Origin of the sequence: Faecalibacterium sp. Marseille-P9590, from assembly GCF_017377665.1 — a bacterium.
Taxonomy (GTDB): domain Bacteria; phylum Bacillota; class Clostridia; order Oscillospirales; family Ruminococcaceae; genus Faecalibacterium.
This window is the reverse complement of the sequence record NZ_JAFREF010000003.1, coordinates 193,801-218,116: the sequence shown is the minus strand read 5'-3', so window position 1 is coordinate 218,116 and position 24,316 is coordinate 193,801. Positions and strand designations below refer to the sequence as shown.

Sequence of the window (24,316 nt, the reverse complement as noted above, 5' to 3'; positions counted from 1 at the left end):
CTGCTGCACGGGAGGTGATGGCAGTGCAGGAAGAAATCGAACAGAAGTCATTCAACATTATGATCTCCACCACAAAGCTGTCTGCCCGGACCGTCCTCCGGGCGGTAAAGGCGGCATTTCGGCTATACCAGTCCAAAACATCCCAAGGTAAGCAGAGCGTCCGCACTCTTCTGCGGCAGAACCGGGGCGTGTCCAGCGTGGAGATCAGCAAGACCGGCATCCGTGGTCTGGAACGCTATGCCAAAAAGTACGGCATCGACTACGCCATCCGCAAGGACACCTCTGAGGTGCCGCCCCGGTATCTGGTCTTTTTCAAAGCCCCGGACGCAGAAGCCTTCAACTCGGCGTTCAAAGAGTATTCGGCATCTTTGCTCAACAAGGACAAACGCCCCTCGGTGCTGGCACGATTGCATGAACTGGTGCAGGCCGCAGCGGAACTTTCCGGCAAAGTCCGGCGCAAGCAGGAGGAACGCGGCTTATGACCACGAAAAAGCTGACGAAGCTGATTGCGCTGTATCTGCCCTATATCCTGCTGGGGCTGGTGGCAACGAACCTTGGTGAAGCATGGCGGCTTGCCGAGGGAAAAGAACTGGGCGAACGCATTATGTCTATGATGGGCACCATCCCGATGGCGTTTGCAAACCCTCTGCCCAGCCTGCATCCGCTTGATTTGCTGGTGGGTTTGTGCTGCGGCGCAGGGTTACGGCTGGCGGTCTATTTGCGTGGCAAAAACGCCAAGAAGTACCGCCATGGCATGGAATACGGCTCTGCCCGATGGGGTACGCCCAAGGACATTGAGCCGTTCATTGCTCCGAAGTTTGAGGACAATATCATTCTGACCAAAACAGAGCGCCTGATGATGAGCAATCGCCCGCCTGACCCCAAGAATGCCCGGAATAAAAACGTGCTGGTGGTGGGCGGCTCCGGCAGCGGCAAGACCCGGTTTTGGCTCAAGCCCAACCTTTTACAATGTCACAGTTCCTATGTGGTCACCGACCCGAAAGGTAGTATCGTGGTCGAGTGTGGGAACGCACTTCTGAAAAACGGTTACAAGCTGAAGATCCTGAACACCATAAACTTCAAAAAGTCCATGCACTATAACCCCTTTGCCTATGTTCACAGCGAAAAGGACATTCTGAAACTGGTCACGACCCTGATGACCAACACCAAGGGTGAAGGGTCCGGCGGGGACCCATTCTGGGAAAAATCGGAGCGTCTTTTGCTCACTGCCCTGATTGCCTATCTGCACTATGAAGCCCCGGTGGAGGAGCAAAACTTCGCTACCCTGCTGGAGATGCTGAACACCATGCAGGTACTGGAGGACGACGAGGAATACCAGAACCCGGTGGACTTGCTGTTTGAGGAACTGGCAAAAAAGAAGCCCAACAGCTTTGCCGGGCGGCAGTACAAACTTTACAAGCTGGCTGCCGGAAAGACCGCAAAATCCATCCTGATTTCCTGCGGTGCTAGGCTCGCGCCCTTCGACATCCAAGAGTTGCGGGACCTTACCATGTACGATGAACTGCAACTGGACACGCTGGGCGATAAGAAAACGGCGCTGTTCCTCATCATGTCGGACACGGATTCTACCTTTAATTTCCTCATCAGCATGGTCTACACCCAGCTTTTCAACCTCCTGTGCGACAAAGCAGACGATGTGTACGGCGGCAAATTGCCCATCCATGTACGGTGCCTGATCGACGAGTGCGCCAACATCGGGCAGATTCCAAACCTTGAAAAATTGGTGGCGACCATCCGCAGTCGTGAGATCTCCGCCTGCCTTGTTTTGCAGGCGAGAAGTCAGTTGAAAGCCATCTACAAGGACAATGCGGACACCATCGTGGGCAACATGGATTCTCAAATTTTTCTGGGCGGCTCCGAACCTACCACCCTGAAAGACCTGTCCGAAATGCTAGGCAAGGAGACCATCGACGCCTTCAACACCTCGGATACCCGTGGCAACAGCCCCAGTTACGGCACTACGTTCCAGAAGATGGGGCATGAATTATTGAGCCGGGACGAGATTGCGGTGCTGGACGGCGGCAAGTGTATTTTGCAGCTGCGTGGCGTCAGACCGTTTCTCTCGGACAAATACGACCTGACCCAGCACCCCAACTACAAGTTGACCTCGGACTACGACCCCAAAAACACCTTCGATATTGAAAAATATCTGAACCGAAAAGAAAAAATCCACTCCGGTGATGAGTTCATCGTGGTGGACGCTGATTCGCTCCCGCCTGCCTGAACCGGTAGGCGGTTTTATTTTACCCGGACCAGAGAGGTACACCGGCAAGCTCACTCTCGCCGCAGTTTGCGGCTTAACAACAACGGCTTCAGGTGTGTACGGACGGTCTGCAACTTTCATTTATAAAGGAGAAACGACTATGGAATTCTTTAACTCTGCTATCGAAGTCCTCCAGACCCTCGTTGTTGCTCTCGGTGCCGGTCTCGGCGTTTGGGGTGCCATCAACCTGCTGGAAGGTTATGGTAACGACAACCCCGGCTCCAAGTCTCAGGGCATGAAGCAGCTCATGGCTGGCGGCGGCGTTGCTCTGGTGGGCATCACCCTCATTCCTCTGCTGTCTGGTCTGTTCGGCTAAGAGCCGCAGGCGGGGTTTCCCGCCTGTACATACGCAATCGCTCCATCTCTGCTGTGGATAACAGTCCTTTATCATAAGGAGCGCATTGCGGTACGAAACTCCACCCATCAGCGAAAGGCGGTGCTATTATGCAGTTTTTGACCCACATTATTTTTCTCCTGAACCTTCTCAAGACCCTTATCAACCACTTCAGCTAAGGACGGTGACTGCTGAATGGAAACCGTTCTTAAAGCCATTGCCGACTGGATCAAAGGCATCCTGACGGCAGGCATTATGTCAAACCTTTCCGGCCTGTTCGACGATGTGAACACGCAGGTCGGCAATATCGCCCAGCAGGTGGGCACCAAGCCCTCCAGCTTTGAGCCGAGAGTGTTCGCTATGATCGAAGCCCTCTCCCGGAACGTGGTGCTACCCATTGCAGGCATCATCCTGACCTTCATCGCCTGTTATGAATTGATCGAGATGATCACTCAGCATAACAATATGGCGCAGTTTGAGCCTGCCCTCATCATGCGCTGGATTTTTAAGACCGCTGTTTCGGTATGGCTCATCAGCAACACCTTCGATATTGTGATGGCGGTCTTTGACCTGACACAGAAGGTGGTGTCCGATTCCAGCGGCATCATCGCCGGAAACACCCGTGTCAACGACATTGGGCTTTCCATGCTGCAATCCAGCCTGATGCAGATGGACGTTGGCCCCCTGTTCGGGCTTTTCCTGCAATCCCTCTTCATCGGCATCACCATGCGCATCCTGTCCATCGTGATTTTCGTCATCGTCTACGGAAGAATGATTGAAATTTACTGCATGGTAAGCCTTGCGCCCATCCCCATGGCAACCTTCGGCAACCACGAGCAGAGCCACATGGGGCAGAACTATTTGAAATGCCTGTTTGCGCTGGGTTTTCAGGGCTTTCTCATCCTCATCTGCGTAGCAATTTATGCGGTGCTGATCCAGAGCGTAGCGATTTCCGGGGATGCCATCAACTCCATTTGGAGCATTGTGGGCTACACTGTTCTGCTCTGTTTCAGCCTGTTCAAGACCAGTTCCGTGACAAAATCCGTTCTCGGAGCGCATTAAAGGAGGTGCTTTATTGGCTGCGTATATTTCCGTCCCCCGTGACCTGACGAAGGTGAAATCGAAGGTCGCATTCAATCTGACCAAACGGCAGCTCGTCTGCTTTGGCACAGCGGCTCTCATTGGAGTGCCGCTGTTTTTTGTTCTCCGGGATTCCGGCGGCAACACTACCGCCACCCTCGGCATGATGGCGGTGATGCTGCCGGCGTTCTTCCTTGGAATGTACGAAAAAAACGGTCAGCCCATGGAAAAGCTGCTGTCGTACTATGTGCAGGCCCGGTTTGTCCGCCCGAAAATTCGCCCCTACAAGACCAACAATTACTATGCGATTTTGATGAAGGGAGGCATGACTCATGATTCCGTTTTGGAAAAAGACCGTTAAGCACAAGCGCAGGCAGAATGCAAAGCCCGTTGTGCCCCGGACCGCCCAGCAGTCTATCCCCATGCAGCGGATGTTTGAGGATGGCACCTGCCGGGTGAAGCCCAACTACTACACCCGCACCATCCAGTATCAGGACATCAATTATCAGCTTGCCCAGCAGGAGGATAAGACGGCGATTTTTGAGGAATGGTGCAGTTTTCTGAACTTCTTCGACAGCTCCATCAAATTTGAGCTGTCCTTCGTGAACATGGCAACGGATAGCACCGAGTTTGAGAAAAGCATCCGTATCCCGTACCAGCGGGATGGTTTTGACGATGTGCGCGCCGAGTATTCCCAGATGCTGCGCCAGCAGCTTGCCAAGGGCAATAATGGTCTGACCAAGACCAAGTTCATCACCTTTGGTGTGGAGGGCGAAAGCATGGCGCAGGTCAAGCCCCGGCTCGACCACATCCAGAACGATCTGCTCAACAACTTTCACCGGCTGGGGGTGCAGGCAAAGCCCCTGAACGGTGTCCAGCGGCTGAAACTCATGCACGATATGTTCAACATGGACGGTGCCAGCAAGTTTCATTTCGACTGGAAAGACCTCGTAAAAAGTGGGCTTTCGGTGAAGGATGCTATTGCACCCACCGCCTTTGCCTTCAAAAACTCCCGGACGTTCCAGATGGGCGGCATTTTTTGCGCCGCCAGTTTCTTGAGCATCACGGCATCCGACATCAGCGACCAGCTGCTGAAGGATTTTCTGGATATGGATTCCAGCCAGATCGTCACCATGCACATCCAGAGTGTCGATCAGAATCGTGCCATTAAGACCGTGAAGCGCACCATCACCGAACTCGATAGATCAAAGATTGAGGAGCAGAAGAAAGCCATCCGTGCCGGATATGATATTGACATCATTCCATCGGATTTGGCGACCTACGGCAGAGATGCCAAGGCTCTTTTGAAGGAATTGCAGAGCCAGAACGAGAGAATGTTTTTGGTGACATTCCTCGTTTTGAACACCGGGCGCACGGAGCAGGAGCTGGAAAACAACGTCTTTCAGGCAAGCTCCATTGCCCAGAAACACAACTGCAACCTGTGCAGACTGGACTATCAGCAGGAGCAAGGGCTGATGAGCAGCCTGCCGCTGGCTGACTGCCAGATCGAAATTCAGCGGGGACTGACTACCAGCAGCACGGCAATCTTCATTCCGTTCACCACACAGGAACTGTACCAGTCCGGCAAAGAAAGCCTGTATTATGGCTTGAATGCTTTGTCCAACAACCTGATTATGGTAGACCGGAAGAAACTGAAGAACCCCAATGGCCTGATTTTGGGTACTCCCGGCTCCGGCAAAAGTTTCTCGGCAAAGCGTGAGATCACCAACGCTTTTCTGGTGACGGACGATGATATTATCATCAACGACCCCGAAGGCGAATACTCGCCGCTGGTGAATCGTTTGAAGGGGCAGGTCATCAAAATTTCGCCCAACAGTACCCAGTTCATCAATCCCATGGACATCAATGCCAACTACTCCGAGGAAGATAACCCGCTTTCCTTGAAAGCTGACTTTATCCTTTCGCTGTGCGAACTGGTGGTGGGCGGCAAGGAAGGGCTGCTGCCGGTGGAGAAAACCGTCATTGACCGCTGTGTGCATCTGATTTACCGCAAATATTTTGCGGACCCCTGCCCGGAGAATATGCCCATTCTTGAGGATCTGTACAACGCCCTGCTCCAACAGGACGAGAAAGAAGCCCACCATGTTGCTACAGCTCTGGAAATCTATGTGAAAGGCTCCCTGAACCTGTTCAACCACCGTACCAATGTAAACGTCAACAACCGCATCGTCTGCTACGACATCAAGGAACTGGGCAAGCAGATGAAAAAACTGGGAATGCTCATCGTACAGGATCAGGTCTGGGGGCGTGTCACCGCAAACCGCAGCAGCGGCAAGTCCACCCGGTATTATATGGATGAGATGCACCTTTTGCTGAAAGAGGAGCAGACCGCCGCTTATTCCGTCGAGATCTGGAAGCGTTTCCGTAAGTGGGGCGGTATTCCCACGGGGCTTACCCAGAACGTCAAAGACCTGCTTTCCTCTCGTGAGGTCGAGAATATTTTCGAGAACAGCGACATGATCATCATGTTGAATCAGGCGGCAGGAGACCGGCAGATCCTCGCAAAGCAGCTCAACATCTCGCCCCATCAGCTTTCCTATGTGACCCACTCCGGCGAGGGCGAAGGGCTGCTGTTTTTCGGCAATGTCATTCTGCCCTTTGTGGACCGTTTCCCCACCGATCTGGAACTCTACCGCATTATGACCACCAAGTTGGGTGAAGTCTCGGAGGGCGTGCAGAAATGAGTGAACCGAAGCTGAACATCAAAGAGGAAACGTCCGCAAAAAAGACCCGTTCTCCCCCGAAAAAAGCCAAGGTAGAGCAGACGGTGCCCAAAAAGAAAAAGCTGAAAACCGATGCAGATAAAGCTGCGGAAAAGGCACAGCATCTGCGGTTTGGCAAGGCGGAACTGACCCCGGACGAGTTGAGCCGGTTGAGCAAGGCGCAGAAGCGTGAAATGTACGCCGCCCATGCCGCCCGCTCTGCGGTGCACCGGGAAGTTGACCAGTACGAGGATGAAAACGTCGGTGTGCAGGCTCTGAGCGAGGGCGAAAAAGCCGCCGAGACCACCCACGATATTGCCAAGAGCCGCTATGCCAGGAAGCTGAAAAAGAAAGCCAAGATGCAGGGCAAGAAGGGCACCAAAACCGCAAAATCTTCTGCACGAGAGCCGACTGCGGCACAAGATGCAGGCGCATCCGGCACCGGTGAGGGCGGCTCCAACTGGCTTTCACGTTGGAAACAGCGGCAAGAAATTCACAAAAGCTATTATACCGCCGCCCGGTCGGGCACGGCGGCGCAGACCGCAGGCGGCAAGGCGGCATCCAACGGTGCATCTGCTGCCCGGTCCGGCGTGGAACAAGCCGTAGAAAAAGGTAAAACCGCCGTCAGCACTGCCGTAAAGGGGCTGATGAATGCCGCCAAGGGCAACGCACACGTTCTGGTGATCGTGGGCGTTTTTCTTTTGCTCATCCTCATGGTGATGTCCGGCTTTTCCTCCTGCGGCATCCTCTTTTCGGGAGGTACACAGGTATCCGGGCAGACCATGTACTCTGCCGAGGACCGGGACATCCGGGGCGCAGAGCAGGACTACAAGAAGCTGGAAAAGGAACTGGATAAGAAAATCAAGCGCACCCCCGCCGACCACCCCGGCTACAACGAGTACCAGTATCACCTTGACCCCATCGAGCATGACCCGTGGCAGCTCACTTCGTATTTGACCACCCTTTACGACGATTACACTCGCAGCGAGGTACAGGGCAAATTGAAGGAGACCTTCAAAAAGCAGTACAAGCTGACCACATGGGTGGAGGTGCAGATACGGTATAAGACCGTGTGGGTCATCAGTCCGGCAGGAATCCCAGTCCCCACGCAGGTGCCCTATGAGTACCGCATCTTCCACACCAAGCTGGTCAATCGTGGCTTGGAGGTGGTTGTCCGGGAAGAATTGGATGCTGACCAATGGAAACGGTACGAGATCTTTCAAGACACCTTGGGTGGTCGGCCTTATCTGTTCAACGGCGGTCTGCCGCCCGGTGGCTCCGATGGCTCTGGTACACCGGGCATCGACTATCAGGTTCCGGCAGAAGCCCTGACGGACGAGGAATTTGCCGCCATCTACAAGGAAGCCCAAAAGTATGTGGGCACACCCTATGTGTGGGGCGGCTCCACCCCGGAAACCGGCTTCGACTGTTCAGGTTATGTCTGTTGGGTGTACAACCAGAACGGCTACAATGTGGGGCGCACCACCGCCAACGGTTTGTGGAACAAGAGCCAGCACATCAGCGAGTCAGAAGCAAAGCCCGGTGACCTTGTTTTCTTCGAGGGAACGTATGATACCCCCGGAAAAAGTCACGTTGGAATCTACCTCGGCAATGGCATGATGGTCAGTGCCGGAGACCCCATCAAGTACGCAAACATTCACTCGTCCTACTGGGAGAAGCATCTCGCCGGGTTCGGACGGCTTTCAAAATGATTGGAGGAGTTTTATGAGCGAAAAATCGGATAAGCTGCGGGCAATGCTGGAAAAAGAGAAGGAACGCCGCATCAAGCTGAACAACCGCATCGAGATTCTGGAACGGCGCATTCAGGAGGAGGATTCCGCCGAGGTCAACGAGATGGTGCGGACTGCAAAGGTCACGCCGGAACAGCTTGCTGCCCTGCTGCGGCAGTCGGCAACCGCCACCCCGAACCCGGCTGCGCTGTCTGCTGTGGGTGCAACTTTTGAGAAGGAGGTCGATACAGATGAAGATTAAGAAACTGGGTGCGCTGCTGGTATCGGCGGCACTGTGCGTTGGCATGGCGGCTCCCGCCTTTGCCTTTGAGGGCGAAGCTGCCCCGGTGGAGCAGCCTGTTCTGCCGGAGGTCGTGGAGGAGGATGTTGTCACCATCACAGATGAAACCTCTGGTGCCCTGACCCCGGAGGGCAACCTGACGCTGGTGGACGATTACCACACCAACTATTCCGATGGCAGCGGACAGCAGTTCATTACGCTGGTGTCGAAGTCGGGTGCAACTTTCTATCTGGTGATTGACCGCAACGCCAAGGGGCAGCAGACCGTTCACTTTATGAACCTTGTGGACGAAGCCGACCTTCTGGCTCTGATGGAGGAAGATGCTGCCGATGCTTATACCGCTGAAAAAGAAGCGGCGGCGCAGGCAGAACAGGACAGGCTGAAAGCCGAGGAAGAAGCGAAAAAAGCCGCCGAAGAAGCGGCAGCATCCGGCACGGAACAGCCCAAGGAGAACAAGGTCACAAAGATCGCGTCCGGCTTTCTGGGTGCGGTCGTGCTGATTGCGCTGGCGGCAGGCGGCGTTTTCTATGCCTTTGCGAAGCAGAAGCAGAAAAAGCAGGCCGAAAAAGAAGCCCTTGACCCCGATGCAAACTACACCGAGGACAAGGGTGATTTTGAAATTCCCACCGAGGACGAGCCGGAAGAGACCGGCGAGGAGGATAACACAGAAGAATAATTCTATTGGCGGCGTTTGCCGCCGTACATATTGCAATCCAAAACAGATTGGAGGGATTTTTATCGCAAAATTAGTCGTGGCGGAAAAGCCATCCGTCGCTATGTCCTATGCAAAAGTCCTTGGCGCAACCAGCCGCAAAGACGGCTACCTTGAAGGCAACGGCTATCTGGTAAGCTGGTGCGTAGGGCACTTGGTAGAACTGGCTCCACCCAACATCTACGATGCCAAGTACGTCAAGTGGAGCATTGCAGACTTGCCCATCCTGCCGCAAAAGTGGCAGTATCTGGTGTCTGCCAGTACCAAAAAGCAGTTCGGTATCCTGCAAAAGCTCATGCACCGCCCGGATGTGGATAGCATTGTGAACAGTTGCGATTCCGGCCGGGAGGGAGAACTGATCTTCCGACTTGTCTACCAGCAAGCGGGCTGCAAAAAGCCCTTTACCCGCCTGTGGCTGTCCAGCATGGAGGAATCTGTTATCCGGGAGGGTTTCGCTCATCTCAAACCGTCAACTGAATACGATGCGCTGTACAACGCAGCACTCTGCCGGGAACGTGCCGACTGGATGGTCGGTATCAATGCGTCCCGGCTTTTTTCGTGCCTGTACGGTCAACCGCTGGCGGTGGGGCGTGTTATGACCCCGGTGCTTGCCATGACGGTGGTGCGGGAAGCCGCCATTGCCGCCTTTGTGCCGGAGAAGTTCTACACGGTGGATCTGGAACTGACCAGCGGCTGCACGGCATCCAGCCGCCGCATTCCCGAAAAATCCGTTGCCGAAAACCTGCTGGAAGCCTGCCGAAAGGAGATGGTAGCAACGATCCAGCGCATCACCCGCAAGGAAAAATCCGAAAATCCGCCGCCGCTGTACGATCTGACCACCCTTCAGCGAGATGCCAACCGCCTGTTGGGATACAGCGCACAGCAGACGCTGGACTATGTGCAGAGCCTGTATGAGAAGAAACTTACCACTTATCCCAGAACTGATAGCTGCTATATCACCGACGATGACGAGGAAATGCTGGAAGAACTGACCGGGGCACTGGAAGTCTTTCTCGACATTACCCCGGCAGATGTGGACGAGGCTGTGCCCCGGACACGGCGCACCGTCAACAGGGAAAAAGTCACCGACCACCACGCCATTCTGCCCACCCGCAGTATGCTGCAAGCCGATCTGGAGGCTCTGCCTAAAGGCGAGCAGAACGTCCTGAAACTCATCATCGCCCGGACGCTGATGGCGGTCAGCAAGCCCTTCCGGTATCTGGAAACCCTGCTGACCACCGAATGTGCTGGAGAGGAGTTTACTGCCAAAGGTAAGGAGATTCTGGAGGAAGGCTGGAAAGCGGTGGAGCGCAAGGTGCTGGCAGACATCCTGAATCGGAAGCAGGAACTCACCGCCCTTTCCAATGCGGCAGAGAACGAGTGTGGCATTCTCAACGCCGAACTGAAAGAGGGGCAGACCTCACCGCCGAAGCATTTTACCGAGGACACCCTGCTGCACGCTATGGAAACTGCCAGTGCAGACAGTATGCCGGAGGGTGTGGAACGTCAGGGCATCGGCACCCCGGCAACCAGAGCTGCCACCATTGAAAAACTGGTGCAGAAGGGCTTTCTGGAGCGCAAGGGCACCAAGAAAACCAAGGTGCTGCTGCCCACGGATAAGGGAAAAGCCCTCATCACCGTGATGCCCGAAGAAATCCAATCCCCGGAAATGACCGCTGATTGGGAAACAAAACTGCTGCAAATCGAGCGCAGCGAAATGGAGCCGGAAACTTTTATGACTGAAATCAAAGAGATGATTTCCTCGCTGGTAACGACCACCGAGGCTGCGAAAGGAGCGAATGCGCTTATGAAAAACAAAATCATTGGTGTCTGCCCGAACTGTGGTGCAAATGTTGTGGAGCGTGAAAAGGGCTGGTTCTGTGAGAACCGGGAGTGCCGTTTCGTGCTGTGGAAGGACAATGCGTTCTTTAAGCGTCTGGGCAAGCGTCTGGACGCTCATGTGGCGGACAAGCTGCTGCGGGATGGTCGGGTCCGGCTGAAGGACTGCAAGAGCGTCAAGGGCAAGACCTACAATGCCACCGTGCTGCTGTCCTGTGAAGCCGATGGCCGCAGCAAGTTTTCGCTGGAATTTGAAGGTGGGTGCTGATGGAGCAGATAAAAGAAGCGGTCTACCTTATCAACGATGAACGCTATCTCCACCTCCGGGAAAACGGTGCAGGAGTCGGCTTTGCCACCTATAACAAGGTAACTGGTGAGCCGCTGGAAAGCGGGCAGATCTCGGAAAAGAACCTGCCGCCCGATGGCAGGAACGCCATTCCTGCTGCCCGGAACTGGTATCTGTTTGAACTTTCGGACGATGACCGCAAGGCCATCCAACAGGAAAGCGTAAAGATCCTCGAAAACATCCCGCAAGCTGGTATCGGCAGACGGCGCATCTGGGATGACCCCACGATTCCCAGAGATGATGTCCGGCTCATCAACAGCCACTATGATGATCTCTACCGGGTGCCGAATCATGGTGTGATTCAGGTTGACCGTTCCGATGGCAACAGTTACACGGCACGGGTCGAGCATCTGGACGACTATCATTTTGATCTGGGCGAGTACGGAAACGTCTATCACATCTGTCAGTTCGGCGAGATGATGGAGCGCACCGGCTCGACCGCCTATCCTGAGATTCAGACACAGGACGAGCAGGGCGCATGGGAGCTGGGCGGCAAAGGCTATCTTGCCATCCAGTCCTGTGAAGATGGCTGGGATTATACCCTTTATCACAGCGATTATTCTGTGATGGATGGTGGACAGATCGACACACCCGAATTGACGATTCAGGAAGTCCGGGAGCAGATTCTGGAAGCGCACCACATGGAAAAGGGGCGGCGTGTGCTGAAGGACTATGACCTCATCATGGACAAAGTTGCCGAAGCCGAAGAACTGGGGCCGTCCAATCGCCCTTCCACGCTGGAAAAGCTGGCAGAGCTGGCGGGCGCAAGAGAAAAATGTGATGCCCCGGAATGCAACCCTTTTGGATGTAAGAAAGCGAGGGATGCCCATGAACTTTAATGCTGAGGAACTGATGCTGATGATGCTCTACAACACCGGCTCGCGGCTGGAGCTGATGCAGGAACTTCGGCTCATGCAGTGCTACCTGATGCCCGATGAGTTTGCTCTCCGGGAGCTGTCCGAGGGTGTGGTCGAGAAGCTGAAACTTATGACCGATGCGGAGTTTGCCGAGCTGGAATTTCCCCGGGACTGATTTTTGCCGCCTGCGGGCGGCGTACATAGGCTCTTTTGTTCCGAAAAATTTTCGCAAACCGCAAGAAAGTGGGCTTGATAGAATCCTTCCATTCATGCTATACTAAAACCAGTTTTAATGCACAGAAAAATTGAAAGCGGAGGATAGCCAATGGATACCAAAAAAAGATCACCCATCGACCGCCTGCTTTTTGCCACCTTTCTGAAAGGCCGCACTTCATCCCGTGATGTATGGGAAGAAAAGGGCGATATGACCCCCGAAGATAACCAGAAGATCATCGAAGAAACCAACGAGATCATCAACGATGATTCCACCTATCCCTTCATCAGCTACCTGTCCGACCTGCTTGCCAAATCCAAACCCTCCGATGAAGCGGTCAAGAAGCTGCACGACTGCATCGACAAAGTTGCCGCCGCACTGGGGCAGGACAGCACCGATGTGTTCCGTGCGCTCCTTGCAAAGCTGATCGAGGAGCCGGAAGAAAAGCAGACCTTTGACCGTCTGCTGGAGATGGCAGAAAAGTTTGCCGCAAAACACGAATAAAATACCATAGATTCCATAAGCGAGTGACCTGAAAAGGCCGCTCGCTTTTTTGTTTACAACGAGATTGAAGGGAGGAACGCTATGCCAAGCAAAACCGAAGAATATCTCGCCCTTGCCCAGCGCACGGCAAACGGACTGACCCGGTACTGGGAAAGCTGGACGGACTACCTGACCACCGCATCCCGGCTGTACAAGTACCCTTTTGCCGACCAGCTCATGATCTACGCCCAGCGCCCGGATGCCACCGCCTGCGCCGACTTCGACATCTGGAACAATCGGATGAACCGCTATGTGCGCCGGGGGGCCAAGGGCATCGCCCTGCTGGACGAATTCAGCGGATTTCCGCGCCTGCACTACGTTTTTGACGTAAGCGACACCGGGGTGCGCCGCAATTCCCATGACCCGGAGGTGTGGCAGTTCAACGACGACCTGAAACAGCCGGTTTCGGAAATGTTGAGCAAGACCTACGGCATCGGCGGAGAGCGTGTCAGCCAGCAGCTTGCGGATGCTGCCGGGAAACTGGTGGCAGATTACTGGGACAACAACGGCGGCGACATCCGTGCCATCGTTGACGGTTCGCTGCTGATGGATTATGATGAAGCCGGGGTGGAGATGCAGTTCAAGTCCGCCGCCGCCATCAGCGTCACCTACACGCTGCTGGAACGCTGCGGCTTTGAGCCGGCAGGCTGGTTCGACAAGGACGATTTCCAAGCCATCCACGATTTTTCCACCCCGGATGCCGTCTTTGCCCTCGGCGCAGCCGTCAGCGACATGAGCCGGGAGGTGCTGCGGAACATCGAGCGCACCGTCAAAACTACCATCCGCCGCCGCAATGCAGAAAGGAGCCAACATGAATACGAACAGCAGGAACGTGACCTACTCGACCGTCGGGGACTACCAGCTCCCGAACCTGATCCTGAACCAGCCTCAGAAGCCGCTGGGCAAGTACGGCAGGCTGCGCTGGACCTACCTGAAGGAGCAGCACCCGGTGCTGTACCACACGATGCTGATGAACGGGAGCCTGTATCCGCACCTGATGGAGGTGGAGCAGACGGCAGAGAGCCGGATGCAGCAGACCATGGCACAGCTTCTGAAGCAGGACCCAGCCCCGGACAAAGCGCAGAATCAACTGATGTGGGTGCAACACATGAACAGCCTGAAAGCACAGGCAGAGGAACTGGTGATGACGGAGCTGATCTACAGCTAAGTTTTCTGGATGCGAACATCCCCACCGAAGCCCAGCAAATCGAAAAAATCGACCGAGCGGAGAGCGAAAAAACGCCCTCCGCTTTTGTTTTGTCGCAGGCTGAAATTGAAAACGAACTGCGGCGGCATGGATCAGGGTTTGCAGGCGGCAAACAGCGCATTATGGCACTGTACCAGACCCAGCCTGACCGAAAACTCCGTGCCAAAGCACTGGCAAAGGAGTACGGCATTGGTGGGCACTCCCACGATTTTCTGGACGGAAGCCGAGGCTTCGTCAACCACGACTGGAAGGGATTGGAATTTGACCATTACCCCGACCACCAGAAAATCACCCTGAAATGGGCGCAGGTGGAAAAGTATATCGACCTGATGATCCAATCCGACCGCTACCTGACCGATGAGGAAAAAGAGCAGCGTACCACTGTACAGGAAGAAAACGGCTACAAAGTCGGTGACGATGTAATGGTTGATTTGCCCACTGGAACCATCGAGGGCACCATTGGCTATATCGGCGAAACGGATGTTCGCATCGACACCAGCGCACACGGACAGTCGTGGGATAACGAAGTTATCAACAAACGACAATTCGAGGACGGTCTGCGGCAGAATGAACCTAGCCAGCGTGTGGATGAAATGCTGGAGCAGGCAGAAACCATCTACAAGGAATCCGAGGTGCCGGAATATGAGCGTTTTTCTGTCCGCGAAGTGGTCGGAGGTACGTCCCAGCTTTTTGCTATCTGGGATGATCTCAATGAGGGCTACTATGCAAATGATAACGGAATGGCGCAATTTACAGACAAGGAGCAGGCCGAATCCTATTGCACCGCTTTGAAAAAAGAGACGGATGAACGAACCGCCGCCGATTGGCTTGCAGTGGAAAAGGCAAAGTTTTTGGCAGAAAATGAACCTGTTCCCGCTCTCCCAAAAGAGCGTGATTACCGTGTGGGCGATACAATCCGTCTGGACGGTAAGGATTTTACGGTCGAAACTGTCGGAACTCTGAACATCCAGCTTCGTGACCCGGATGAGGTCTATCCGGTTGCCCGCTCGGAAAGCAAGGAAAATCTGGAACGGCTGCTGCGCCAGCCGGGCAACATCCATCTGCACAACCTGACGGTCAATCTCACTCCTGCGCATGAGCCGGACGAGGACAAACCGCCGCTTACGGACGAAGAACTGGACGAACTCCCCATCTCTACTGTGATGGACGGAAAAGTGCAGATCTTCCCGGATGCCGCTGCCTTGGATGAAGCTCTGAATGCTGAACCTGCGCCGGAGCCTGCTGGGAACTTCCGCATCACAGACGACCATCTGGGCGAGGGCGGCGCAAAGCAGAAATATGCCCGGAACATTGAAGCCATCCGCACCCTGTTCAAGTTGGAGCAGGAGCACCGTGGTGCCACCCCTGAGGAACAGCAGGTGCTTTCCCAGTATGTGAGCTGGGGCGGTCTGGCGGATGCCTTTGACCCCGGAAAAGATAGTTGGGCAAAAGAGTATGCCGAACTGAAAGGACTGCTTTCCGAGGACGAATACGCCGCCGCCCGTTCCAGCACCCTGAACGCCCACTACACCAGCCCCACCGTTATCCGTGGCATCTACGATGCCGTGGAGCGCATGGGTTTCCGGTCTGGCAACATCTTGGAGCCGTCCATGGGTGTGGGCAACTTCTTCGGAATGCTGCCGGACAGCATGGCAGACAGCCGTCTGTACGGCGTGGAGCTGGACAGCATCACCGGGCGCATTGCGAAAAAGCTGTATCCGCAGGCAGACATTACGGTGGCGGGCTTTGAAAACACCGACCGCCGTGATTTCTACGATCTGGCGGTGGGCAATGTTCCCTTTGGTCAGTACAAGGTCAACGACAAGGCGTACAACAAACTGGGATTCAGCATTCACAACTACTTTTTCGCCAAAGCCATCGACCAAGTGCGGCCGGGCGGCGTGGTGGCGTTCGTCACCAGCCGCTACACCATGGACAGCAAGGACAGCACTGCCCGCAAACACATGGCAGAGCGTGCCGATCTGCTGGGGGCGATCCGTCTGCCGAATAATGCGTTCCGTGCCAACGCTGGCACAGATGTTGTCAGTGATATTATCTTTTTGCAGAAGCGTAACCGCCCCATCGACCATGAGCCGGACTGGGTACAGCTTGGCAAGACCGAGGACGGCTTTGCCATCAACCAGTATTTCGTAGACCACCCGGAGATGGTTCTGGGGCAGCTTACCACCGAAAGCACCCAGTACGGACGAGAGGAATTGACCGTTGTGCCCATCGAGGGCGCAAACCTTGGCGACCAGCTTGCCGAGGCGGTACAGCATATTGAAGGGCAGTATACTGCCGCCGAGGTGGACGCTCCCGACATTGCCGAGGAAGAAGCCACCCGGCACACCCTGCCTGCCGACCCGGAGGTGAAGAATTTCTCCTACACCGTGGTGGACGGCGAGGTTTTCTACCGGGAAAATTCCGTGATGACGCAGGTTGAACTGTCCGACACCGCCAAGGGGCGTGTCACCGGCATGGTGGAGCTGCGGCAGATCGTCAACGAGCTGATTCAGCAACAGTTGGAGGCTTACCCCGATGCCGACATCAAGGCAGTGCAGGAGCGTTTGAACGCCGCCTACGATGCCTTTACCGCAAAGTACGGTCTGCTGAACGACCGCAAAAACGGGCGGCTGTTTGAGCAGGATTCCTCCTATTATCTGCTGTGTTCGCTGGAAAATCTGGACGAGCAAGGGCAGCTTAAATCCAAAGCGGCGATGTTCACCAAGCGCACCATCCGCCCGGAGCGTACCGTCACCAGTGTGGATACCCCCAGCGAAGCGCTGGCGGTGTCCATCGGGGAACATGGCAAAGTGGACCTGCCCTATATGGCGGAGCTGTTGGGCACGCCCGGTGACTATGGGCGCATTACCACCGAACTTTCCGGCGTGATCTTCAAAGACCCTGCCGCCGACCCCACCGACCTAGAAGCGGGCTGGCAGATGGCAGACGAATATCTGTCCGGCAATGTCCGGGCAAAGCTGCGGATGGCACAGTTTGCGGCAGAGACCAACCCGGAATTTGCCGTCAATGTGGAGGCACTGACCAAGGCGCAGCCCAGAGAACTGGAAGCCTCCGAAATTGATGTGCGCTTGGGTGCAACGTGGCTCGACCCGGATATTATCCAAAAGTTTATGACCGAGACCTTCCAGATCCCCTACTATCTGCGCCACGCGGTCAAGGTGAGATATTCTCCGTATACCGCCGAATGGCGTGTGGAGGGCAAAACGGCTACGGGGCGGGGCGACATTATCTCCTCCGAGACCTACGGCACATCCCGTGCCAACGCCTACAAGATTCTGGAGGAGACCCTGAACCTGAAGGATGTCCGCATCTACGACACCATCGAGGATGCCGAGGGCAAACCCAAGCGTGTGCTGAACAAGCGGGAGACTATGCTGGCGCAGCAGAAACAACAGGTCATCAAGGATGCCTTTGCAAACTGGGTCTGGCAAGATCCCCAGCGGCGCATTGCGCTGGTGAAGCAGTACAACGAGCTGTTCAACAGCACCAGACCCCGTGAATACGATGGCTCCCACATCAAATTCGTGGGCATGAACCCAGAGATCACCCTCCGGGAACACCAGCGCAACGCCATCGCCCATGTGCTTTATGGCGGTAATACGTTGCTTGCACACGAAGTGGGCGCAGGCAAGACCTACGAAATGGCGGCATCTGCCATGGAAGCAAAACGCCTTGGTTTGTGCCAGAAAAGCCTTTTTGTCGTGCCCAACCATCTGACAGAGCAGTGGGCATCGGAGTTTTTGAACCTCTACCCTAATGCTAAGTTGCTGGTGGCACGGCGCAAGGACTTTGAGACCGCCAACCGCAAAAAATTCTGCGCCCGCATCGCCACCGGCGACTACGATGCCGTCATCATCGGGCACAGCCAGTTTGAGCGCATCCCGCTGTCCTTTGAGCGGCAGGAGCGTATCATTCAGGAGCAAATTTATGAAACGCTTGCCGCCATCAACGAGCTGAAAGTCCACGCAGGCGAGAATTTCAGTATCAAACAGATGGAAAAGACCCGGAAAACGCTGGAAACTAAGCTGGAAAAACTGCGCTCCGATGAGCGTAAGGATGATGTAATTACCTTTGAGCAACTGGGCGTTGACAGGCTCTTTGTGGATGAGAGCCATTTTTACAAGAACCTCTTTTTGACCACAAAAATGCGAAATGTCGCAGGATTATCCACCAGCGAAGCGCAAAAATCCAGCGATATGTTTGGCAAGTGCAGATACTTGGACGAGATCACCGGAGGGCGTGGCGTGGTGTTTGCCACGGGTACACCCGTGAGCAATTCCATGACCGAGCTGTACACGGTCATGCGCTATCTGCAATACAGCACCCTCCAGCAGAAAAAGCTGACCCACTTCGACTGTTGGGCATCTACCTTTGGTGAGACCACCACCGCCATCGAGCTTGCTCCCGAAGGTACAGGGTATCGGGCGAGGACTAGATTTGCCAAGTTCTTTAACCTGCCGGAACTGATGTCCATGTTCAAGGAGGTTGCAGACATCAAGACTGCCGACCAGCTTCATCTGCCTGTGCCGGAGGCAAAGTTTGAAACGGTGGTGGCAAAGCCGTCCGACCTCCAAAAGGAGATGGTGCAGGAGCTGAGCAAGCGTGCCGCTGAGATTCACTCCGGCACGGTGGATGCGTCTGTGGACAATATGCTCTGCGTCACCAACGATGGCAGAAAGATTGGCTTGGATGTTCGCCTGATGAACCCCATGCTGCCGGATGACCCCAACAGTAAGTTAAACGTCTGTGTGCAGAATGTGCTGAAAATCTGGGAGGAGGGCAAAGACCAGAAGCTGACCCAGCTTTTGTTCTGCGACCTCTCCACCCCGAAAAACGACGGCAATTTTAACGTCTATGACGATATTCGCAAAAAGCTGATTGCCGCCGGTGTGCCGGAAAACGAGATCGAGTTCATCCACAATGCCGACACCGAAGCAAAAAAGGCAGCGCTCTTTTCCAAAGTGCGCTCCGGCGATGTGCGAGTGTTGCTCGGAAGTACGGCGAAAATGGGAGCCGGAACCAACGTCCAATCGCGGCTTGTGGCGGTGCATCACTTGGACGTGGGCTGGAAGCCCAGCGACATGACCCAGCGCAATGGGCGCATCATCCGGCAGGGCAATATGAATAAGGAAGTCAAGGTGTTCAATTACGTCACGGAAGGGACATTTGACAGCTACCTCTTCCAGACTCTTGAGAATAAACAGCGATTCATCAGCCAAATCATGACTTCCAAATCCCCGGTGCGCTCCTGCGAGGACGTAGACGAGCAGGCGCTTTCCTATGCGGAAATCAAAGCACTGTGTGCCGGAAATCCGCTCATCAAGGAGAAAATGGACTTGGATGTACAGGTGGCAAAGCTGAAGGTGCTGAAAGCCGACCACCAGAGCCAGAAATTCCGCTTGCAGGACAAATTGCTGACCAAGTTCCCGGCTGACATTCAGGAAACGAACGCCCACATTGCCGGGCTGAAAGCCGATGCACAGCTTGCCGCCGCCCATCCACAGGGCAAGGAGGAGTTTTGCGGCATGGTCATCAAGGGTGTTGCCTACGACGAGAAAAAGACCGCCGGTGAGCGTCTGGTGCTTGCCTGCTCCGAACTGCCCAACGCCGAGGAAAAAGTCATCGGCAGCTACCGGGGCTTTGAACTGTCCCTGCGGTTCGATGCTTTCCGCACGGAGTATCAGGCACTTTTGAAAGGGCAGCGGAAGTACACGGTGCCCTTGGGCACCGACCCTTTGGGCAACATCATTCGTCTGGATAACTCCCTGAACAATTTCCCGGAGCGTATCACCGCCGCAGAAAACGAGCTGGATACCCTGCATCAGCAGCAGGCAGCGGCACAGATTGAGGTGGAAAAGCCCTTCCCGCAGGAGGAAGAACTGGCAGAGAAGTCCGCACGACTTGCAGAATTGAACGCTCAGTTGGATGTGGACGAAAAGAGCCACGAGCCGGAACAGGATGAGGAAGAACAGGAGGATGCACCTCGCCGTCCCTCGGTGCTGGCGGCACTGGAAGAAAAGTCGGACAAGACGGAGCCGGTGAAGCCCTTCCGCAGTTATTACGACAAGGATGGTGATGCCCGGTGAGCGACCGCCGTGACCAGCAACTCCATTTCCGGGTCAGCAAGGCGGAATTGGAGCGGATTCGGAACAAAATGGAAGCCAGCGGCATCCTGAGCATTGGCTCCTATCTGCGCAAGATGGCACTGGACGGGTATTGTCTGCATCTGGATCTGCCGCAGCTGCGCCGGATGGCGTATCTTCTGCAGATGTGTAGCAACAATCTGAACCAGTACGCCAAAGTAGCCAATGAAAACGGTCAGATTTATACTGCCGATCTGGAGGATTTGCGCGCCCGGTTGGATGAACTGATCAGCGTCAGCAAGCAAATTCTTGCAAAGCTGACCGAGCTGTAACACTGCCCGCAGTCAAACACTGCGGGTTACATAAATTTTATTAGCATAAGGATTACCACTCATCTTCATCCTCGTCATCCTTATTGAGCAGTAAATCTTCAAATTCATCGGCATCATCCGACGCAAGCCGTTCCGGGTGGAAGCGCATATCAAGCTGCTCCTGCGCAAGCTTCCGAATCTCAGGCCGCTTGTCATGGGCTTTGTTGTTCAGCCATTTTATTTGTTCTTTGGAAAGTCTCCATGGCAAAGAAAGCAGCTTGTTTTCGATCATCTGCGCAGAGCGTACATCTGGCGGCAGAGCAGCGCACTTTTTACAGATGTGCGCTGTATGACCTTTGCCCGAAAACTTTTCATTTGCTTTGTACTCGTCGCAGACTTTACAATAATGTCCGTGCTTTTTCATGGGACAGATTCCTTTCACAGATATTTTTACCAGTGTATCAGATTTTGAAGTCAATTCCAATTTATTTTTAAGAAAGGGGGGCGTTCGATGGCCACAACACGTTTGATTGCGCTGCACAAAAACAAGGGCAAGTCGGTTGCGGCCTGCCTGAAAAGCCGCACGGACTACGCGAAGAATCCTGACAAAACGAACAAGGGAGAACTGGTCAGCAGCTATGAGTGCAGCCCCTTGACCGCAGACGAAGAATTTATGCTTTCCAAGCGGCAGTATGAATTTGTCACTGGGCGCATACAAAAAAATGATGTGATCGCCTATCAAATTCGACAGTCTTTCAAACCCGGTGAGATCACCGCCGAAGAAGCCAACAAGGTGGGCTACGAACTGGCAATGCGTTTCACCAAAGGCAAGTATGCGTTTATTGTCGCAACGCATACCGACCGAGAACACATTCATAATCACATTATCTACAACTCCACTGCATTGGACAGCACCCGAAAATTCCGGGATTTTTTGTTGTCCGGGCTGGCGGTGCAGCGATTGAGCGATTTGATTTGTCTGGAACACCAGCTGTCCGTCATTGAAATCAAGCCGTATCGGGAGCGGCAGAAACGCACCCTTTATCCACCCAGAGAAAGCAATCGGGATAAGCTGTGTGCCGTAATCGACAACATCCTGCTGAACGAAAAATCTGTAGACTTTGAATCCTTTCTTCAAAAGCTGGAACAGCAAGGCTATGAAATCAAACGAGGAAAACACACTTCGGTCAAAGGCGCACGGCAGAAACGCTTCATCCGTTTTCGCACTTTGGGCGCAGGATACAGCGAAGATGAAATCAAGGCGGTCATCGCCGGAGAAGCCGAACACCGCCCGCATCAGAAGCAACCACCGAAAGAGCAACCATTCCATCTGTTGGTGGACATTCAGGCAAAGCTCTCCGAGGGCAAAAGCGAAGGCTATGCACGGTGGGCGAAACGCTACAATTTGAAAGAGATGTCCAAGACCCTGATTTTTTTGCAGGAAAATAAAATCGGCAGCATCGAAGAAATGCAGGAGCGTGTGGATGCTGTTACTGCTCACTATCACGAACTGGGCGATTCCATTAAAGCCTCTGAAAATCGGCTGGCAGAAATTGCGGCGCTGAAAGCGCATATCACCAACTACGCCAAAACGCGACCGGTCTACGATGCCTACCGTAAGACCGGATACAGCAAGCGCTTTCTGGAAACGCACCGCACGGAGATCACGTTGCACAAGGCAGCGAAAGCGGCGTTTGATGAAGCCAACTTGAAAAAACTCCCCAAGGTCAAGGAGTTGGATGCGGAATATTCCAAGCTGCTGACAGAAAAGAAAGTACGCTACCCGGACTACCGCAAAGCGAAAGAAGAAATGCAGGAGCTTCTTCGTGCAAAGAGAAACGTAGAAATATTCTTTGCAGAGGAAAAGAGCATTGCCGAAAAAATGAAGTCCCGATAAATGAAGATAGCCTAGGACCCTTCCCTCGTGGAAGAGCCCTAGGCTATCTTTTTTGTTATAAAAGTGTTTGGAACAAACGCGCAGCCTGCATCGGTACGATGCAGAACAAATGGGTTTGGGCACAGCCCAACAAGCATTTTGAATTTGGATTTGAAAAATCTGATTCAAAAATCGCGAGTTGGTACCAGCTCGCCCTGCTTGCAGAGTTATTTTTAAAGATGAATCAATTGCGTACAGTGCGCATCAAATGAGTCATCATGGGAAACCGCAATAATTGTCATATTATATTTCTGAGCAAATGTCAGCAATCGGTTTACCAAAACGCTTTTTGTCTTTGAATCGAGCGCACTGGTGACTTCATCCAAAAGAATGATCTCCGGTCGACGCAATAACATTCGGGCAAGACCGATTCGCTGCCGTTCACCTCCGCTGATATTGCTCCCATCTCCTTGAATCTGGTAGGATTGATCTCTTCCTTGAATGAAGTCCTGTAATACGCACACATGAATTATTTCCTCAATCCATTCTGGATAAAAAATATCTCCCAATACGAGGTTTTCATACAAGGTTCCATCGATCAGCGCAGGTGTTCTCTCCACTAACAGCACCCTGCAGTGGTAATCTTTCAAATCAAAATTAGAAATCAATTGATTGTTATACTTTATACTGCCACACAGCCCGTCCGCTGGAATCAACCTGGACATCAATTCGATTAAGGTCGTTTTTCCTTTACCACTGGCAGCTTTGATCAGCACCAAATCTCCCCTCTTAAACTGAAATTGCAGACCAACAAGAATTTTATCACCACAGTCGGTATACTGGAACTCGTGAATCTCAACACGCATTTCCTCGAAATCCTGCATGAGATTTCCACGATGCTCGTCAGCTTTTTCTGTATACAGGGATTTTGATTTTGCATACATTTCGGATGCTTTCTTTTGATCTGCAATCAAATCGGTCAGCAAAATGATCGGACCATTTAATTTTTGAGCGATAAGCATCATCGTGATCGCATCGCTCCCAGTTGCTTTTCCAAGCTTGGCAAGCAAAATCGTTGAGACAAGAACAATAACGGGCAACGTGTTGATCATGAATGTCAACATTGCATTTCTCAAAGCGGTATACCGGCTTAAAGGAACAAGTACAGACTGGCTGATCTGGTCATGGAATGTTTTTAACTTGTTGGAGAAGAAAGCCTCATTGTTTAATGCGTAGATCAAATTTCGATTGTTTAAGGTGTCTAGCAATTTCGAGTTTATTTCAGAATATCTGGTTTGCTTTTCGGCTGTATATGCAGCTTCCTTTTGCGCATATAGCTTTGAGAGTAAGAAAATCACGATAATAATGAATACGGTAATCATCGTAACCACTGCATTATGAAGAAGTAGGATCAAAAGATATGCCAGCAGCAGAAATGTTTGAAGAATGGTGTTCACAACACCCGTTGACATCCATTGCGAAATGACTTCCGTATTCCGATTGACTGCGGACACCAAATCTCCTGCTTTTTGGAACTGTACAGAAGAAAGATTTTTCAGGAAGCAGCCATAGGTATATTCTTGTAATTTGAGTTCGCCAACCCCTTTCAGCTTTCGGAAAAAATATTGATCGGAAAAAACAAGCAGAACAAAAATGACTGCACCAATGCAAAACAGAACGGAAGTTTTTGAAAAAAGACAAAGATCAGACTGTGCGGAATACGCCATCAACCGATCCAGCAGTTCAATCAGGAGCAGATTCCATGCAAATTCAATTAAAAACGAGAGCGAAAATAAACTTCTGTCTTTTTTCAACGAAGAATACACATTCAGCAATTTTTTCATCGTTCACC

Annotated in this window: 18 protein-coding genes and 1 pseudogene; 17 read left to right on the top strand and 2 right to left on the bottom strand. The window is 53.3% G+C overall.

Translation table 11 applies throughout. From position 1 onward, the window contains the following. Positions 1–17 precede the first annotated feature (17 nt). From J3349_RS05960 to mobC, 16 genes and pseudogenes are all read left to right on the top strand, one after another. Complete coding sequence (locus J3349_RS05960) at positions 18–482, top strand: PcfB family protein (protein WP_207676760.1); 465 nt, start codon at positions 18–20, stop codon at positions 480–482. After that, a complete protein-coding gene (locus J3349_RS05955; protein ID WP_207676759.1) occupies positions 479–2,245 on the top strand; it encodes a VirD4-like conjugal transfer protein, CD1115 family in 1,767 nt (588 codons plus the stop codon). Before J3349_RS05960 ends, J3349_RS05955 begins: the two co-directional genes overlap by 4 nt. Positions 2,246–2,384: 139 nt before the next feature. Further along, complete coding sequence (locus J3349_RS05950) at positions 2,385–2,600, top strand: Maff2 family mobile element protein (RefSeq protein ID WP_055186938.1); 216 nt, start codon at positions 2,385–2,387, stop codon at positions 2,598–2,600. Between the two features lie 213 nt (positions 2,601–2,813). After that, positions 2,814–3,680, top strand: a complete 867-nt coding sequence (locus tag J3349_RS05945; RefSeq protein WP_207676758.1) for a VirB6/TrbL-like conjugal transfer protein, CD1112 family — start codon at positions 2,814–2,816, stop codon at positions 3,678–3,680. A 13-nt stretch (positions 3,681–3,693) separates the two neighbouring features. Next, entirely contained in the window at positions 3,694–4,059 is a 366-nt protein-coding gene (locus J3349_RS05940; RefSeq protein WP_207676757.1) for a PrgI family protein, read from the top strand. After that, positions 4,031–6,403 (top strand): VirB4-like conjugal transfer ATPase, CD1110 family, encoded by a 2,373-nt coding sequence (locus J3349_RS05935; RefSeq protein WP_207676756.1) that lies wholly within the window; start codon positions 4,031–4,033, stop codon positions 6,401–6,403. Before J3349_RS05940 ends, J3349_RS05935 begins: the two co-directional genes overlap by 29 nt. Beyond that, positions 6,400–8,133 carry a C40 family peptidase gene (locus J3349_RS05930; protein WP_207676755.1) on the top strand — a complete coding sequence of 578 codons (1,734 nt, stop codon included), beginning with the start codon at positions 6,400–6,402 and terminating at the stop codon, positions 8,131–8,133. Before J3349_RS05935 ends, J3349_RS05930 begins: the two co-directional genes overlap by 4 nt. Before the next feature lie 13 nt (positions 8,134–8,146). Beyond that, positions 8,147–8,413 carry a DUF4315 family protein gene (locus J3349_RS05925; protein WP_097839652.1) on the top strand — a complete coding sequence of 89 codons (267 nt, stop codon included), beginning with the start codon at positions 8,147–8,149 and terminating at the stop codon, positions 8,411–8,413. After that, the gene (locus J3349_RS05920) at positions 8,403–9,128 is read left to right on the top strand and encodes a DUF4366 domain-containing protein (protein WP_207676754.1); all 726 of its coding nucleotides are present in this window, start codon (positions 8,403–8,405) and stop codon (positions 9,126–9,128) included. Before J3349_RS05925 ends, J3349_RS05920 begins: the two co-directional genes overlap by 11 nt. A 61-nt stretch (positions 9,129–9,189) precedes the next feature. After that, positions 9,190–11,271: a DNA topoisomerase 3 gene (locus tag J3349_RS05915; RefSeq protein ID WP_207676802.1), complete on the top strand. Its 2,082-nt coding sequence runs from the start codon at positions 9,190–9,192 to the stop codon at positions 11,269–11,271. After that, a complete protein-coding gene (locus J3349_RS05910) occupies positions 11,271–12,188 on the top strand; it encodes an LPD16 domain-containing protein (protein ID WP_207676753.1) in 918 nt (305 codons plus the stop codon). The genes J3349_RS05915 and J3349_RS05910 overlap by 1 nt, the downstream gene beginning before the upstream one ends. Then, positions 12,178–12,381 carry a transposon-transfer assisting family protein gene (locus J3349_RS05905; RefSeq protein ID WP_207676752.1) on the top strand — a complete coding sequence of 68 codons (204 nt, stop codon included), beginning with the start codon at positions 12,178–12,180 and terminating at the stop codon, positions 12,379–12,381. The genes J3349_RS05910 and J3349_RS05905 overlap by 11 nt, the downstream gene beginning before the upstream one ends. 150 nt (positions 12,382–12,531) lie before the next feature. Next, positions 12,532–12,924 carry a hypothetical protein gene (locus J3349_RS05900; RefSeq protein WP_207676751.1) on the top strand — a complete coding sequence of 131 codons (393 nt, stop codon included), beginning with the start codon at positions 12,532–12,534 and terminating at the stop codon, positions 12,922–12,924. A gap of 850 nt (positions 12,925–13,774) precedes the next feature. Next, positions 13,775–14,131: a TnpV protein gene (locus tag J3349_RS05895; RefSeq protein WP_207676750.1), complete on the top strand. Its 357-nt coding sequence runs from the start codon at positions 13,775–13,777 to the stop codon at positions 14,129–14,131. Between the two features lie 1,271 nt (positions 14,132–15,402). Beyond that, positions 15,403–20,280, top strand: a pseudogene (locus J3349_RS05890) (DEAD/DEAH box helicase family protein); the annotation flags it as partial. Continuing rightward, entirely contained in the window at positions 20,277–20,609 is a 333-nt protein-coding gene (mobC, locus tag J3349_RS05885) for a plasmid mobilization relaxosome protein MobC (protein WP_347564978.1), read from the top strand. The pseudogene J3349_RS05890 and the gene mobC, both read left to right, overlap by 4 nt. A 52-nt stretch (positions 20,610–20,661) precedes the next feature. Here the strand turns inward: mobC and J3349_RS05880 are convergent, their stop codons facing one another. Further along, positions 20,662–21,012 (bottom strand): hypothetical protein, encoded by a 351-nt coding sequence (locus J3349_RS05880; protein WP_097791174.1) that lies wholly within the window; start codon positions 21,010–21,012, stop codon positions 20,662–20,664. Between the two features lie 87 nt (positions 21,013–21,099). On the opposite strand from J3349_RS05880, the gene J3349_RS05875 reads away from it, so the two are divergent. After that, on the top strand, positions 21,100–22,485 hold the full coding sequence (locus J3349_RS05875) for a relaxase/mobilization nuclease domain-containing protein (protein WP_207676749.1): 1,386 nt from the start codon (positions 21,100–21,102) through the stop codon (positions 22,483–22,485). A gap of 212 nt (positions 22,486–22,697) precedes the next feature. Here J3349_RS05875 and J3349_RS05870 read toward each other — a convergent pair whose 3' ends face one another. Further along, on the bottom strand, positions 22,698–24,308 hold the full coding sequence (locus J3349_RS05870; protein ID WP_207676748.1) for an ABC transporter ATP-binding protein: 1,611 nt from the start codon (positions 24,306–24,308) through the stop codon (positions 22,698–22,700). Between the last annotated feature and the right edge of the window lie 8 nt (positions 24,309–24,316).

Coding starts and splice junctions, on each gene's coding strand:
- J3349_RS05870 (WP_207676748.1), bottom strand. CDS start 24,308: ATGAAAAAATTGCTGAATGTGTATTCTTCGTTGAAAAAAGACAGAAGT.
- J3349_RS05925 (WP_097839652.1), top strand. CDS start 8,147: ATGAGCGAAAAATCGGATAAGCTGCGGGCAATGCTGGAAAAAGAGAAG.
- J3349_RS05920 (WP_207676754.1), top strand. CDS start 8,403: ATGAAGATTAAGAAACTGGGTGCGCTGCTGGTATCGGCGGCACTGTGC.
- J3349_RS05955 (WP_207676759.1), top strand. CDS start 479: ATGACCACGAAAAAGCTGACGAAGCTGATTGCGCTGTATCTGCCCTAT.
- J3349_RS05905 (WP_207676752.1), top strand. CDS start 12,178: ATGAACTTTAATGCTGAGGAACTGATGCTGATGATGCTCTACAACACC.
- J3349_RS05900 (WP_207676751.1), top strand. CDS start 12,532: ATGGATACCAAAAAAAGATCACCCATCGACCGCCTGCTTTTTGCCACC.
- J3349_RS05910 (WP_207676753.1), top strand. CDS start 11,271: ATGGAGCAGATAAAAGAAGCGGTCTACCTTATCAACGATGAACGCTAT.
- J3349_RS05960 (WP_207676760.1), top strand. CDS start 18: ATGGCAGTGCAGGAAGAAATCGAACAGAAGTCATTCAACATTATGATC.
- J3349_RS05930 (WP_207676755.1), top strand. CDS start 6,400: ATGAGTGAACCGAAGCTGAACATCAAAGAGGAAACGTCCGCAAAAAAG.
- J3349_RS05895 (WP_207676750.1), top strand. CDS start 13,775: ATGAATACGAACAGCAGGAACGTGACCTACTCGACCGTCGGGGACTAC.
- J3349_RS05950 (WP_055186938.1), top strand. CDS start 2,385: ATGGAATTCTTTAACTCTGCTATCGAAGTCCTCCAGACCCTCGTTGTT.
- J3349_RS05935 (WP_207676756.1), top strand. CDS start 4,031: ATGATTCCGTTTTGGAAAAAGACCGTTAAGCACAAGCGCAGGCAGAAT.
- J3349_RS05875 (WP_207676749.1), top strand. CDS start 21,100: ATGGCCACAACACGTTTGATTGCGCTGCACAAAAACAAGGGCAAGTCG.
- J3349_RS05945 (WP_207676758.1), top strand. CDS start 2,814: ATGGAAACCGTTCTTAAAGCCATTGCCGACTGGATCAAAGGCATCCTG.
- J3349_RS05880 (WP_097791174.1), bottom strand. CDS start 21,012: ATGAAAAAGCACGGACATTATTGTAAAGTCTGCGACGAGTACAAAGCA.